Annotated in this window: 14 protein-coding genes; 12 read left to right on the forward strand and 2 right to left on the reverse strand. The window is 62.6% G+C overall.

Features of this window, described 5'->3' with window-relative positions; genetic code table 11:
* Positions 1-72 precede the first annotated feature (72 nt).
* Both fabF and AC4P1R_RS21470 read left to right on the forward strand, forming a co-directional pair.
* Positions 73-1359, forward strand: a complete 1287-nt coding sequence (gene fabF / locus AC4P1R_RS21465; protein ID WP_492178747.1) for a beta-ketoacyl-ACP synthase II — start codon at positions 73-75, stop codon at positions 1357-1359.
* A gap of 78 nt (positions 1360-1437) precedes the next feature.
* A complete protein-coding gene (locus AC4P1R_RS21470) occupies positions 1438-2253 on the forward strand; it encodes an oxidoreductase (protein WP_492178748.1) in 816 nt (271 codons plus the stop codon).
* A 123-nt stretch (positions 2254-2376) separates the two neighbouring features.
* Here the strand turns inward: AC4P1R_RS21470 and AC4P1R_RS21475 are convergent, their stop codons facing one another.
* Positions 2377-3414, reverse strand: coding sequence for a LacI family DNA-binding transcriptional regulator (locus AC4P1R_RS21475; protein ID WP_492178812.1), 1038 nt, complete (start codon positions 3412-3414; stop codon positions 2377-2379).
* Between the two features lie 197 nt (positions 3415-3611).
* On the opposite strand from AC4P1R_RS21475, the gene AC4P1R_RS21480 reads away from it, so the two are divergent.
* From AC4P1R_RS21480 to AC4P1R_RS21510, 7 genes are all read left to right on the forward strand, one after another.
* Positions 3612-4643: a sugar ABC transporter substrate-binding protein gene (locus AC4P1R_RS21480; RefSeq protein WP_492178749.1), complete on the forward strand. Its 1032-nt coding sequence runs from the start codon at positions 3612-3614 to the stop codon at positions 4641-4643.
* Positions 4644-4746: 103 nt separating this feature from the next.
* Positions 4747-5703 carry an ABC transporter permease gene (locus AC4P1R_RS21485; RefSeq protein ID WP_492178750.1) on the forward strand — a complete coding sequence of 319 codons (957 nt, stop codon included), beginning with the start codon at positions 4747-4749 and terminating at the stop codon, positions 5701-5703.
* 17 nt (positions 5704-5720) lie between these two features.
* Positions 5721-6497 (forward strand): ATP-binding cassette domain-containing protein, encoded by a 777-nt coding sequence (locus tag AC4P1R_RS21490; RefSeq protein ID WP_492178752.1) that lies wholly within the window; start codon positions 5721-5723, stop codon positions 6495-6497.
* Complete coding sequence (locus AC4P1R_RS21495; RefSeq protein WP_492178753.1) at positions 6497-7471, forward strand: ABC transporter permease; 975 nt, start codon at positions 6497-6499, stop codon at positions 7469-7471. Before AC4P1R_RS21490 ends, AC4P1R_RS21495 begins: the two co-directional genes overlap by 1 nt.
* Before the next feature lie 10 nt (positions 7472-7481).
* Positions 7482-8492, forward strand: coding sequence for a Gfo/Idh/MocA family oxidoreductase (locus AC4P1R_RS21500; RefSeq protein ID WP_492178755.1), 1011 nt, complete (start codon positions 7482-7484; stop codon positions 8490-8492).
* 12 nt (positions 8493-8504) lie between these two features.
* The gene (locus tag AC4P1R_RS21505) at positions 8505-9464 is read left to right on the forward strand and encodes a sugar phosphate isomerase/epimerase family protein (protein WP_492178757.1); all 960 of its coding nucleotides are present in this window, start codon (positions 8505-8507) and stop codon (positions 9462-9464) included.
* 126 nt (positions 9465-9590) lie between these two features.
* On the forward strand, positions 9591-9851 hold the full coding sequence (locus AC4P1R_RS21510) for a MurR/RpiR family transcriptional regulator (protein WP_083265455.1): 261 nt from the start codon (positions 9591-9593) through the stop codon (positions 9849-9851).
* Positions 9852-10069: 218 nt separating this feature from the next.
* Here the strand turns inward: AC4P1R_RS21510 and AC4P1R_RS21515 are convergent, their stop codons facing one another.
* Complete coding sequence (locus AC4P1R_RS21515; protein ID WP_492178759.1) at positions 10070-10825, reverse strand: IclR family transcriptional regulator; 756 nt, start codon at positions 10823-10825, stop codon at positions 10070-10072.
* 171 nt (positions 10826-10996) lie between these two features.
* Here AC4P1R_RS21515 and AC4P1R_RS21520 point away from each other — a divergent pair, with 171 nt between their 5' ends.
* From AC4P1R_RS21520 to pcaF, 3 genes are read left to right on the forward strand one after another with little or no spacing between them, the layout of a single operon-like run.
* On the forward strand, positions 10997-11857 hold the full coding sequence (locus tag AC4P1R_RS21520; RefSeq protein WP_492178760.1) for a CoA transferase subunit A: 861 nt from the start codon (positions 10997-10999) through the stop codon (positions 11855-11857).
* Between the two features lie 10 nt (positions 11858-11867).
* Positions 11868-12659, forward strand: a complete 792-nt coding sequence (locus AC4P1R_RS21525) for a CoA-transferase subunit beta (protein WP_492178762.1) — start codon at positions 11868-11870, stop codon at positions 12657-12659.
* Entirely contained in the window at positions 12659-13861 is a 1203-nt protein-coding gene (gene pcaF / locus AC4P1R_RS21530) for a 3-oxoadipyl-CoA thiolase (protein ID WP_492178763.1), read from the forward strand. Before AC4P1R_RS21525 ends, pcaF begins: the two co-directional genes overlap by 1 nt.
* The last annotated feature ends 87 nt before the right edge of the window (positions 13862-13948 follow it).

Genomic DNA, 13948 nt, shown 5'->3' on the forward strand with positions numbered 1-13948 from the left:
TGATCCTTGGATTTCTGAAGATCACCCACGCCGTTTCGCGGACGGATCCAAACAAAATACAACGGAGAACACATGCGCCGTATCGTTGTTACAGGCATGGGAGCAGTCAGCCCCCTCGGAGCCAACGTGACGACTTCCTGGTCTCGGCTCTTGTCTGGGCGTTCGGGCATCCGACGGCTCCCGGACGAAGTGGTGGGAGACCTGCCGGCGAAGGTCGGTGGAACCGTGCCCTCGCTGGAAGAAGACCCCCAGGCGGGCTTCGATCCGAATGCCGTCTTTGCCCCAAAAGATCAGCGCAGGGTCGACCGCTTCATTCTCTTCGCGCTGGCAGCCGCACAAGAGGCACTCGAGCAGGCGAACTGGCGACCTGACTCCGAAACCGACCGCCTGCGCACAGCCACGATCATCGCTTCAGGCATCGGCGGGTTCCCCGCCATTACGGAAGCGGTGCGAACGGTCGATCAGCGGGGTGTCCGGCGTCTTTCACCGTTCACGGTGCCCTCCTTCCTCGTGAACCTGGCAGCGGGACAGATTTCCATCCGCTACGGCTTCAAAGGTCCGCTCGGCGCCCCGGTGGCAGCGTGTGCGGCCGGCATTCAGGCGATCGGTGACGCGGCTCGTCTTATCCGCGGCAATGAAGCCGACATCGCGGTATGTGGCGGAACGGAAGCATGTATGAATACTGTCAGCCTCGGTGGCTTTGCCGCGGCGCGCTCTCTTTCGACCAGTTTCAATGACACACCTGATCGGGCCTCGCGCCCCTTCGATATGTTGCGCGACGGCTTCGTCATGGGCGAAGGCGCCGGCGTCCTGGTCATCGAGGCTTTGAGTCACGCGCTCGCACGCGGCGCTAAACCGCTAGCCGAGCTCGTCGGCTACGGCACGACTGCCGACGCTCACCACGTCACTTCCGGTCCCGAGGACGGCGACGGCGCGCGCCGCGCCATGGAGATCGCGATTGCCCAGGCCGGAATTTCGCCGCGCGAGATCCGCCACCTCAATGCGCACGCGACCTCGACGCCAGTCGGCGACCTGGCAGAAATCGAGGCGATCAAACGGGTATTCGGCGCAGAATCCAGCGTGGCCGTCAGCGGAACGAAGTCGGCGACCGGACACCTGCTCGGAGCTGCCGGCGGGCTTGAAGCCATTTTCACGATCCTGGCGCTTAGGGATCAGACGGCCCCGCCGACGCTCAATTTGAGCGCTCCTGATCCGGCCGGCGACGCGATTGACTTCGTTGCGGACCAGGCCCGGCCAACGGAGATGGACTACGCGATCTCCAACGGCTTCGGCTTTGGAGGCGTCAACGCCAGCGCCGTGTTCCGACGATGGACCGACAAGCTTGCCGCCCGTGCCTGAAGCTTGGCCCGGCGGCATGAACGAGAGCGCTTACGCCATTTCCACACGAAATCCAGCACAAAGAAGGAAGTAACTGCAATGAACAAGACCAATCTTGGCGTCGCCCTGGTGACTGGGGCATCGACCGGCATCGGATACGCGACGGCTAGAGCCTTGCAGAAGGCGGGCTTACGCGTCTTCGGAACCAGCCGCCGCGCGATCCCCGAAAGATCCGACGGCATCACCATGCTGACCTGTGACGTGACCGATGACGCATCCGTGACGAAACTGGTCGAGAAGGTGCTCGCCGAGACAGGGCGTATCGACCTGCTCGTCAACAATGCCGGCATCGGACTGCTCGGCGGCGCGGAGGAGTCCTCAACCGCCCAGGCACAGGCGCTCTTTGACGTGAACGTCTTCGGCGTGCTCCGCGTCACCAACGCGGTGTTGCCCACCATGCGGAGTCAGGGCAAGGGCAGGATCATCAACATCAGTTCCGTTCTCGGGTTGATCCCGTCCCCCTATAATGCCCTCTATGCATCAACCAAGCACGCCGTCGAGGGCTATTCCGAATCGCTCGATCACGAATTGCGGACATTCGGAATTCGGGTGGCGCTGGTCGAGCCCGGCTATACCCGCACCACCTTCGAGGAAAACCTGACAAAACCCGATCGTTCCCTTGCCGTCTACGATGCGGTGCGCGCTGACATGGAAGTGCAGATGCGGAAGAGCGTTGAAAGCGGCGACGACCCCGAGATCGTAGCAGAGACGGTTGTCAAAGCGGCAACGGCCAAGGCGCCGAGAAGACGCTACACCGCGGGAAAACTCGCCGGCCAAGTTCGCTTGCTGCGCCGTTTCGTCCCCGAATCCGCATTCGACAAGAGCTTGCGCAAGCAGGTCGGGCTACCGGCCTGACGTCTACGACCTCGACGATGTCCGCAACAATCCGGTCCAGTTCATCCGGCAGGCCGGAAATCCGGATCCTTGGGGGCAAGCTGGACGGCCGGCGGCTCGAGCGAGAAGCGCAGCTCGCCGGCGTCACAGACCGCAATTGTATCGGGTGTGCACCAGGATCTGCGAATAGGACGGCTCGACCGTTACGCCGCTGACGTTTTCACGGATCCATTTGGCGGCCGCCGTCAGCTCGCCGCTGAAGTCGTGCGAAATGACATAGTCCATGACGCCGGATTCCAGCAGGTTTCGCGAATGGTTGGTCAGCTCGTGGCCGACGAAGACCATGTCGCGGGCCCTTCCGGCGTCCTCCAGTGCCTTTGCCACGCCCCTGTTGGCGCCGGCGACATTGTAGATCGCTGCCGGGTAACCATGTGCCTCGAAATAGCGGGTCAACTGCTCACAAGTGCTCTCCGGCCTGTCGTCCGAAATTACACGTTCCTCGATCTTCAAATAGGGAAAATCGGAGCGCAGCACCCTGCGGAAGCCCATCTCACGCTCTTGCTGGCAGCGGAACGCCACGCTCATGACGATCAGAATATTGTTACGCTGCTTCGGAAGCGCGTTGCCGATCAATAGCGCTGCCACGCTGCCGGCGGAATACTGGTCGTTGCCTATATAGGCGCTTCGACGGGAACTCGGCAGATCGGTCGTCAGGCAAACGACCGGTATTTCGATGGTCCGAAGCTTTCGTATCGCGCGATTGATCGCCGGATGCTCGCGAGCGATGACCACGACGCCATCCGCTGCGCTGCCTTGCTGCTCAATCCGGCGCGCGAAAGATGAGGGCTCGACTTCGCTCGTGGTTACATAATCTCCCTCAATCTCGATCCCGGCAACGGTTCGGTTGACCTCGGTTACAGCGGCCGCCATTGCTGCATTGAAGCTTTCGCCAGAGTCACAGAATAGACGAATATGCAAAGGGATGTCGCGGTCCGCGCTTTCGTTCTTCAGCTTTTCGAGCGCCGCCAGGACGCGGGCTCTCGTTCGTTCTCGGACGCCGCTGCGGTTGTTGAGGACCCTGTCGACCGTCGCAGGACCGACTCCCGCGAGCTGGGCAATTTCATGGACCTTGGGGCCTTTCCATGTCCGATTTTGCAGGTGATCGACCACAGCTTTCTCCAGTTTCCGCCTAAAACTGATGGTAAAAGCATCATCTCGGAAGTCATTGCCCATTGCAACGCCAAATTTTTGAACGGTTTGCCACAATTTTGCGCCACGCGGATTTCCTGATGTATTCGACATCATAAATCGCGCTTCGTCTTCCTTGTATGATGTGATTCCAATCCAGATAATCACATCGTTAACGGAGGAGGAACCCCATGAATTTCCGAAATTCAGTTCTGCTTTCTGCCTTGATGGCCGCCACCGCACTCGGAGGCATGGCCAATGCGCAGGACGGCGAAAAGCGATATCGCTTCGTCATGGTCTCACACATCGGATCGAACGATCCGAACATGGGTTGGCTGACGAAGTCGATGGAGGAGTTCGAAAAGAAATATCCGAACGTCAAAACCGATTACATCTCCACCAACAACTATTCGGTCCAGGAACACGTTCGCCTTCTCGAGCAGGCGATCTCGACTCAACCTGATGGCATCGCCGTCCCGATCGTCAGTTCCGACGCCTTTGAAGGGCCGCTGCGCAAGGCCATCGAGGCCGGCATTCCGGTCGTCGCCTTCAACATTCCGGACGGCCGGCCGGAAGGCGAGCGCATCCCCTACCTGACCTATGTCGGCGGCGACGAGTACCTCACCGGCAAGAAGCTCGGCGAATACGCGCTCGAAAAGGCCGAGGCAGGCGAAATTCCGAAGCCGACCCATGTCGTCTGCGCAAGCCATGACACCGCCCACCAGGGTCTCAAGGCTCGTTGCGCCGGAATGAAGGACGCAATGGAGAAGGCCGGCGCCAAGGTCGATGAACTCTTCATCGGCGCCGAACCGGCGACGGCACGCAATACCTTGCAGTCCTTCCTGCAGGCCAACCCGGACACCAACTACATCTTCACGGTTGCTGGCTGGTCTTCACCCTGGGCATGGGGCGTCGCCAACGAGATGAAGCTCGATCCGGATGTCGACGACAAGGGCGTGACGGTCCTGACCGTGGACGAAGGCCCGGTTTCGATCGAAGGCGTGCGCGCCGGGCACGTGCTGGCCACGAACAGCCAAGGCTTCTGGCTGCAGGGCTATGCCCCGATGGAATGGCTCTACTGGAACAAGGAGTTCGGCTACGCACCGCAATCTGACATCCTGACGGGCCCCGTCATCATCAACAAAGACAATGCCGACAAGTGGGCGGAGCTGGTCCGCGGCGTCTTCGGCGACAAAGCCTACGACGAACAGAACACCTGGTAAGGGTTTCCTCCCGGGCAGGGCAGCCGGGTTCCGTCGGATCCGGCTGCTCTCATTCCTTTGCGCGTGTCTGACATCGCGCTTTGAAAGCAGCGGGCATAGTCTCATGAAACAGCTTGTGCGAAGTCAGGGCTTCGGCGCGATCATTGGCGTCGTCGCCATGCTTGTCGTCTTCACGTTGATCGATTTTTACGGCTGGTGGACCATCCAGACCGTCGCCAATGTCGCCCAGTTCACGGCCATTCTCGCCTTTGTCGCGATGGGCCAGGCTCTGGTCATCATGACGAAGGAGATCGACCTGTCCGTCGGGTCGGTTTACGGGCTGGCCGGTGTCGCCTTCATCACGATGGAACCGGCGCTCGGCGTGCCCGGCTCGCTTATCCTGGCGCTTGCAATCGCGGCGCTCGCCGGATTGCTTCAGGCGATCGCGGTGGTCAAGGGGCAGTTGCCATCGATGATCGTCACGCTCGGCGGCCTCTTTACCGCGCGTGGGATCATCTATGTCTGGACCGGCGGCTCGGTGCACAATTTCTCGCCGGCGGCACGCAGCCATCCGATGACACGCCTGTTTGGCGGCGAGATTTTCGGCATCGAAGCCGCCATCTTCTGGCTGATCGCCGTCGCCGCAATCCTCAGCCTTATGCTGTGGGCAACGCCGTTCGGCAACCGGCTCCTGGCGACAGGCGGGAGCCGCGTGAGCGCGGAATCGCGGGGCGTGCGCACCGATCGCATCAAGATCGCTGCCTTCATCCAGTGCTCGCTGCTGGCAGGCTTCGCCGGAATCCTGACCTTGTGCAACCAGCCGCAGACCCATGTGACGCTCGGCGAGAACATGGAGCTCGAGGCGATCGCCGCGGCAGTCATCGGCGGCTGCCTGCTGACCGGGGGACGCGGTTCGATCCTCGGCGCCATCCTCGGCGCGCTGATCGTCGTCAGCTTCCGCTACGAACTGATTGCGCTCGGCGCGCCGTCGTCCTGGTACATCACCTTTGTCGGCGTCGTGCTCATCTTCGCGGTCATCTTCAACCAGAAACTGGCCCGCTTCCTCGGGCACAGCGTTTGACGCGGGAGGACGCTCAAATGACGAACAGACACCCCCTCATTCAGGTCAAGAACCTCGACCTTCACTTCGGCGCCTTCCATGCCCTCAAGAACGTCTCGGTGGACTTTCGTGCCGGCGAGCTGATCGGACTGGTCGGGGACAACGGCGCCGGTAAGACCACGCTGATCCGCGTTCTCTGCGGCATCTATGCGCCCAGTTCGGGCGAGGTCTTTTTCGACGGCAGGAAGGTCGAGAAATTTCACCCGAAGCTCGCCATCGACAAGGGGATCGAAACGATCCAGCAGTCCGTCGGGCTTTGCGACAACCTGTCGATCGCGCGGAATTTCTACCTGGGGCGCGAGCCCGTGAAGCGCATTCTCGGCATCCCATTCCTCGACTTCGCCAAGATGCGCGAGAAGTCGAGCGGGGTCATCCGGCAATTCGGACTGCGGGACAACGTCTCCGCCGATGACGAGGTGGAGCGCCTTTCCGGCGGCGAGCGCCAGTCGGTGAAGATCGGCCGCGCGGTCGAGTTCAAGAACCGCGTCGTCATCATGGATGAGCCGACGAACCACCTGTCCGTACGCGAGCGCGAGCACGTCAATGAGTTGGCGGTGCAGCTCAAGGAGCAAGGTCTTCTGGTGGTCTACATCACCCATGACATCTTCCAGGTCCACAAGCTCGCTGACCGTATCGTGATCATGGAGAACGGCGCGAAAGTCGCCGACGCGACCACGGATGCAATGACGGCTGAAGAGTTGGAGGAAGTCATCCGCCAGGGCGGTCGCGTGGTGGAAAAGCCGGAGGCGGTGTGATGACTCTCGCCGCTGCGAAACCGCTCATCCGACGGCATGCCGAGATCGGCATTTTCCTGATTGGGGCCGTCCTGATCGTCCTCTTTGCGACGACCTCCGACGGCCGGTGGGCCAATCTCTACAATATCGGCACTATTTTGCAGGTAACCGCGACGCTCGGGCTGATGAGCCTGGGCGTGGCGCTCGTCATCGGGACCGGCGAGATTGACATCTCCGTGGGCTCGACCTTCGGAATGGGGGCGCTGGTCTATCTGTGGATCGCCCCGGTCGTCGATCCCGCCCTGGCCGCCTTCGCCGCGATTGCCGTTGGCGCTGCAATCGGCCTGGTCAACGGATTGCTGGTCACGCGAACGGGGACGCCTTCGCTGATCATCACACTGGGCACGCTGATGATCTTTCGCGGCATCGCGATCGCGCTGACGGAAGGGTTCTCCTTTTCCGTTCCCTATGCTGCCCGCAAGGGCTGGAGCTACCATCTGCTCGGCGGCGGCGAATTCCTTGGTTTCAATACCGCCCTCTACTGGCTGATGCTGGGGCTCGTCATCCTAACCGTCATGCTGAAGGCGATGCCGTTCGGCAATCGGTTGCTGGCGGTCGGCGGTTCGGCCGAGAGCGCCCATTCGCGCGGCGTCAGGGTCGATCGGGTGAAGCTGTCGGCCTTCATCCTTTGCGGTGTCCTTGCGGCTTTCGCCGGAACGCTGGAGGCGGGCAAGCTCGGTTTCGCCGACGGCTCCATGGGGCGGCTCATGGAGCTGCAGGCGATTGCCTCCTGCGTGCTTGGCGGCTGCCTGCTCGCCGGCGGGCGCGTTTCCCTGATCGGGGCGCTGATGGGCGCTTTCGTGCTGTCCTCCATTCAATCCTATCTCGTCGTCACGGGCGTTCGCCCGCAATGGTTCATACTGATCCTGGGCCTCATCGTGGTGATCGCCGCCTATGGCGACCGATCCCTGCGTCAATGGGCACTACGGAAATAAAGGTTCTCAAATGTCTGTCAGATTAGCGATCATCGGCGCGGGTATCATGGGCGCCGACCACGCCCGGATTGTCTCCGAAGACCTGCCGGGGGCAAGTCTTCAGGTGGTGTGCGACGCCTCCCCGGAGCGCGCCCGAAAGGTGGCCGAGGAATGCGGCGCGGCCGATGTCGCGACCAACGCGGTCGAGACCATCAGGCGCGGCGATGTCGATGCCGTGCTGATCGCCAGCCCGGACGAAACCCATGCGCCGCTATCGCTCGCCGCGATCGAGGCGGGCAAGCCGGTCCTTTGCGAGAAACCCCTGTCCCAGAGTTCTGAGGAATGCCTCGGCGTAATCGCGGCGGAACTATCGCAGGGCCGTCAGTTCGTCCAGCTCGGCTTCATGCGGCGCTTCGATCCGTCATACCGGGACATGAAGGCATTGCTCGACGACGGTTCCCTTGGCGGCGCGATCATGATGCATAACTTCCACCGCAACGTCGAAGCGCCAGCGAACTTTACCGGTCAGATGGCGATTACCAATTCGGCACCGCATGAGTTCGACGTCGCGCGTTTCGTACTCGGAGCCGACTACAAGGCGATCTCGGTTTTCCAGCCCGCAGGCATCGACGCATCGAAATCCGGAGCACCGGTATTCATGGTTCTCGAAACCGACAAGGGACAGCTCGTCAACATCGAGATCAACAATAACGCCGCCTATGGCTACGACGTTCGCGGTGAACTGATCGGCGAGAAGGGATCAATTGCCCTGAACGCACCTGTCTACACGCGCCACAATGGCGAACTGATGGCCTACGAGCGCTATGCACCCGATTGGCGCCCGCGCTTTGCCGAGGCCTACCGACTGCAGAACAAGGCGTTCCTGAACTTCGTTCGAACCGGCGTTTTCCCTGCAATCGCCTCCGACGCTTGGGACGGCTATTGCGCCGCGCTGGTCGCAGAAGCCGGCGTCGAGGCGCTGCGCACGGGCGAGCGCGTTATGATCGCAAGGACGGAAAAGCCGTCCCTCTACAAGCAGTAAAGGGTTAAAGAAATGAAACTCGGCTTCGTTTCCGACAGCCTCGGCGGAATGACCTTCGATGCGCTACTCGACAGCGCTGCGCGCCTTGGAGGCTCGGGCGTGGAGGTCAACACGGGCGGCTGGTCGACAGCTCCCCACTTCGACCTGAAGACTATGAAGGCAAGTGCCGATGCCCGCCGCGCCTTCACTCGCGCCTTCGAAACCCGCGGGCTCGAGATCATTGCGCTGAATGCCAATGGCAATCCCTTGCATCCAACCCAACCCGAGCAGGGCGAGTGCCTCAAGGACACGATTCGCATCGCCGGCGAAATGGGGATCAAAACCGTCTGCGCCATGTCCGGACTGCCGGCAGGACGTAATGGCGATCTGATGCCGAATTGGGTCGTCTCATCCTGGCCGCCGGAAACGCAAGCGATCCTGCGTTACCAGTGGGAAGAAAAACTTCTGCCATTCTGGACCGAGATCGCCAAGCTCGCCAGCGAGAACGGTGTCGAGCGGATCGCACTTGAACTCCACGGCAACCAGTGCGTCTACAACGTCCCTTCGCTCCTCAAATTGCGCGCTGCGATCGGTCCGGTCATTGGCGCCAATCTCGATCCATCACATCTGTTCTGGATGGGGGCCGATCCACTGGTCGCAGCCGAAGCCCTCGGCGATGCCGTCTATCATGTCCACGCCAAGGATACGATGCTCAACGCGCCGGTCCAGGCCACGACCTCACTGCTGGAGAACGGCTCGCTGATGGACATCTCGGCGCGCAGCTGGTCCTACATCACCCTCGGCTTCGGCCACGGCGAGGAGTGGTGGCGACAGTTCTGCTATCGCCTGAAGATGGCAGGCTATGATGGCTGGCTGTCGATCGAGCATGAGGACGTGCTGCTCAATAGCCTCGAAGGGTTGGAGAAATCCGTCTCCCTGCTCAAGGCGGTGATGCCCGTCGCGCAGAGTGACTTCAAGCCGCAGGCAATCTGAGGGTCGACGACGGTGCGCCCGAATTCACATGGACACCCGTAATGGCGGCTCACATCTGGAGGACAGTAGAGAATGCGAGGCCTGAATGAAGATGCACCACCAAGCAGTCTTTCGGAACTGAAGTCGATGATCGCCTCGAGACAGCTCGAATTCCCAGATCAGCTTGAACGGGTTGTTCGCTGCGCGCTCGTCACGCCGGAACTAATCGCCTTTGGTAGCTCCAATTCGGTGGCACTTGCCTGCTCGGTGTCACCGACGACCGTGGTCCGGCTCGCAGGCTTCCTCGGCTTCCAGAACTTTCGAGATCTTCGAACTCTGTTTCGGGAGCACTTGAGGCGGCGTGCCGCACGAGTGTCGGCATCCGGCAGGTCGGAATCCCGCATCTAATGTCGTCCGGAAGTTGTCGATGTTTGCCGTTCAAGACGCGGATGTCTGCCGTCCGCTACACCTACTGCATGTCTCCTTTGATCGACCTTTATTCAAGGACAAAGACATGCAGCAATTCAAAGCCCTACGGCGACCATGGCGTCCAATGGGACGCGCGGCGCTGTAGAAAGCCATTACCTTGGGCACCAAGCACCAAACTGTCACGGCTGAGGTCGCCACTATTGCACGAGCGGCCGCAAGGCCGCTTGCGTCTCCTTAAGCAGCGGCAGATAGCGCTCCGCCAATTCGCCGGCAGCCACGTGGGCGGCCGGCGCGCCGATGTTGAGCGCCGCGACCACCCGTCCGCGCGCGTTGATGAGCGGCACGGCGATCGAGCAGAGGCCAAGCTCGAGCTCCTGGTCGATCACCGCATAGCCCTGGTCGCGAACCCGCCGTAGCTCCGCCACCAGTTCCTCCGGGTCAGTCTTCGTGTGCGGCGTGTTCGCCTTCAATTCCGTGCGGCGCAGAATGTCGCGCGCCTCCGCTTCGGGCAACGCGGCGAGCAGGACCCGCCCCATCGAGGCGCAATAGGCGGGAAGGCGGGAGCCGGGCATCAGGTTGATCGACATGACGCGGCGCTGCGAGGCGCGCGCCACATAGACGACCTCGGTGCCGTCGAGCACCGAGACTGAGGCGCTCTGGCCGGCTTTCTCCGAAAGCTGGTCCAGATGGGGCTGCACGATTGCGGCCAGCGGAGTCGCCGAGAGGTAGGCATGGCCGAGCCGCAGGATCTTCGGCGTCAGCGCGAAGAACTTGCCGTCATAATCCGCATAGCCGAGCTGCGAAAGGGTCAGCAGCGAGCGCCGCACGGTCGCGCGATCAAGCCCCGTGATCTTCGCGGCCTCCGCAATCGAGAGCCGCGGCTGTGCCTCGCCGAAAGCTTCGATGACCGCGAGGCCGCGCGCAAATCCGCTGACGAAATCCGTTTCCCGCATTGCTCCGTCCCTCTCATTTCCGTGCCATTGTGTGCGATATGCGAACAAAAGTCAAATATCGCACAAAGAAATTGACGGACGAAGCAAACAGGCGCTTATTCCCGGCAGTGCCGCTGACGAATGGGCCCTAGCCCGGGGAAAACAGGCCCGGAAAATCTTGGAGGAGGAAGAATGGCTCGCATCCTGCCGCTTGCCGAAGCCGTGGCGGAGAATGTCCGCGACGGCGACACCGTCGCCATGGAAGGCTTTACGCACCTGATCCCCTATGCCGCCGGGCACGAGGTGATCCGCCAGGGCAAGAAGGATCTATTCCTCATCCGCATGACGCCGGATATCCTCTACGATCAGTTGATCGGCGTCGGCGCCGCCCGGGGCATGAAGTTTTCCTGGGGCGGCAACCCCGGTGTTGGCTCCTTGCACCGCTTCCGCGATGCGGTCGAGAACCAATGGCCCCGGCCGCTCGAGATCGAGGAACATTCGCATGCGGCGATGGCGAATGCTTACGAGGCGGGCGCGGCAAACCTGCCCTTCGCCATGCTGCGCGGCTATATCGGCGCAGACCTGCCCAAGGTGAACCCCAACATCAGGAGCATCACCTGCCCCTTTACCGGCGAGGTGCTGGCCGCCGTGCCCGCGATCCGGCCGGACGTCACCATCATTCACGCCCAGCGCGCCGATCGTAGCGGCAACGTGCTGATCGAAGGCATCGTCGGGGTGCAGAAGGAGGCGGTGCTTGCGGCCAGGCGCTCGATCGTCACAGTAGAGGAGATCGTCGACGAGCTCTCGCCGCCCTCCCCGAATTCCGTCGTGCTGCCAGGCTGGGCCGTGACCGCCGTCGCCCACGTGCCCGGCGGCGCCTTCCCCTCCTATGCGCATGGCTATTATCCGCGCAATAACGCCTTCTACATCCGTTGGGACGAGATCGCCCGCGACCGGGAAAGCTTCACCGCCTGGATCAAGGAGAACGTACTCGACGCGAACCCGGGAGACTTCGCACGCCATGCCGCGAAGAAGTCGTCCAAGGCTGCATGAGGAGACGAGGATGACGGATTTCACCCCTAATGAAATGATGACGATCGCCGCCGCGCGCGCGCTCTCCAACGACGACGTCTGCTTCGTCGGCATCGGCGCCCCTTCGGCCGCCTGCAATGTCGCGCGGCTGACGCATGCGCCGGATATTACTTTGATTTATGAAAGCGGCACGGTCGGCACGAAGCCGGATGTGCTACCGCTCTCGATCGGCGACGGCGAGCTCTGCGACACGGCGCTCTTTACCGTTTCGGTGCCGGAAATGTTCCGCTATTGGCTGCAGGGCGGCCGCATCACCACCGGCTTCCTGGGCGGCGCCCAGATCGACCGCTTCGCCAACCTCAACACCACCGTCGTCGGGCCCTATGACCATCCCAAGGTGCGGCTGCCGGGCGGCGGCGGAGCGCCGGAGATCGCGTCGAATTGCGGCCGCATCTTCATCACCATGGCCCTGACCAGGCGCGGCTTCGTCGGGACATTGCCCTTCATCACCTCCATGGGTCACGGCGAAGGCGGCAACCATCGCGAAAGGCTGGGCCTCTCGACGAAAGGGCCGACCCGCGTCATCACCGATCTCTGCATCCTGGAGCCGGATCCGGAGACGAAGGAACTGACCGTCGTCTCCATCCATCCCGGCGTCGGCCGCGACCGGATCGTCGAGAATTGCGGCTGGCCGATCAAATTCGCCGACACCGTCATCGAGACGCCGGCACCGACCGAGACCGAACTCGCGGTGCTGCGTGACATCAACGCCCGCACGAAGAAGGCCCATGAGGGCACCGGCTCCGGGAAGGAGGCCGCCTGATGCGCGACGCTTACATCTGCGACTATATCCGCACGCCGATCGGCCGCTTCGGCGGCGCACTCTCCGCGGTGCGGGCCGACGACCTCGGCGCCGTCCCGCTGAAGGCGCTGATGGAGCGCAATGGTTCCGTCGACTGGGAAGCAGTCGACGACGTGATCTTCGGCTGCGCCAACCAGGCGGGCGAGGACAACCGCAACGTTGCGCGGATGTCGCTGCTGCTGGCCGGTCTCCCGGTCTCCGTTTCCGGTACCACGATCAATCGGCTCTGCGGCTCCGGGATGGATGCGGTGATAAGCGCCGCCCGGGCGATCAAGTCCGGCGAGGCGGAGCTGATCATCGCCGGCGGCGTCGAATCCATGTCGCGCGCGCCCTTCGTGCTGCCGAAGGCGGAGAGCGCCTTTTCGCGCCAGGCGGAAATCCACGACACGACGATCGGCTGGCGCTTCGTCAATCCGCTGATGACGGCGCAATACGGCGTCGACTCGATGCCGGAGACCGGCGAGAACGTCGCCGAGGACTATAAGGTCTCCCGCGCGGACCAGGACGCCTTTGCACTCTTAAGCCAGGCGAAGGCCGCCGCGGCACAGGCGAACGGCCGCCTTGCCCGGGAAATCGTCGCCGTCACGATTCCGCAGAGGAGGGGCGAGCCGGTCATCGTCGAGAAGGACGAGCATCCGCGCGCCACGACCATCGAGGCGCTTGCCAAGCTGAAGGCGCCATTCCGCGCAGGCGGCACCGTGACCGCCGGCAACGCCTCCGGCGTCAATGACGGAGCGGCGGCGCTGGTCATCGCTTCGCAAGAGGCTGCGGAAAAGCACGGGCTGACTCCGATCGCGCGGATTCTCGGCGGCGCGACCGCCGGCGTGCCGCCGCGCGTCATGGGCATCGGCCCGGCGCCCGCCTCTCAGAAGCTCATGGCGCGGCTCGGCATGGCTGAAGACCAGTTCGACGTCATCGAGCTGAACGAGGCCTTCGCGAGCCAGGGCCTGGCGGTGCTGCGCGAACTCGGGATCGCCGACGACGATCCCCGCGTCAACCGCAACGGCGGCGCCATCGCACTCGGCCATCCGCTCGGCATGTCGGGCGCCCGCATCACCGGTACGGCGGCCCTGGAACTCATCGAAACCGGCGGGCGCTATTCGCTCTCGACCATGTGCATCGGCGTCGGTCAGGGCATCGCCGTGGCGCTGGAGCGGGTGTAGCGCGGTCTCAGCCCGAGGTCGCCGGGCCCTGCGCTCCCTATGGGGCTTGCGGTAACCCCTCCCCAACCCCTCCCCACAAGGGGAGGG

It is taken from the genome of Sinorhizobium sp. Y406 (genome assembly GCF_058732025.1).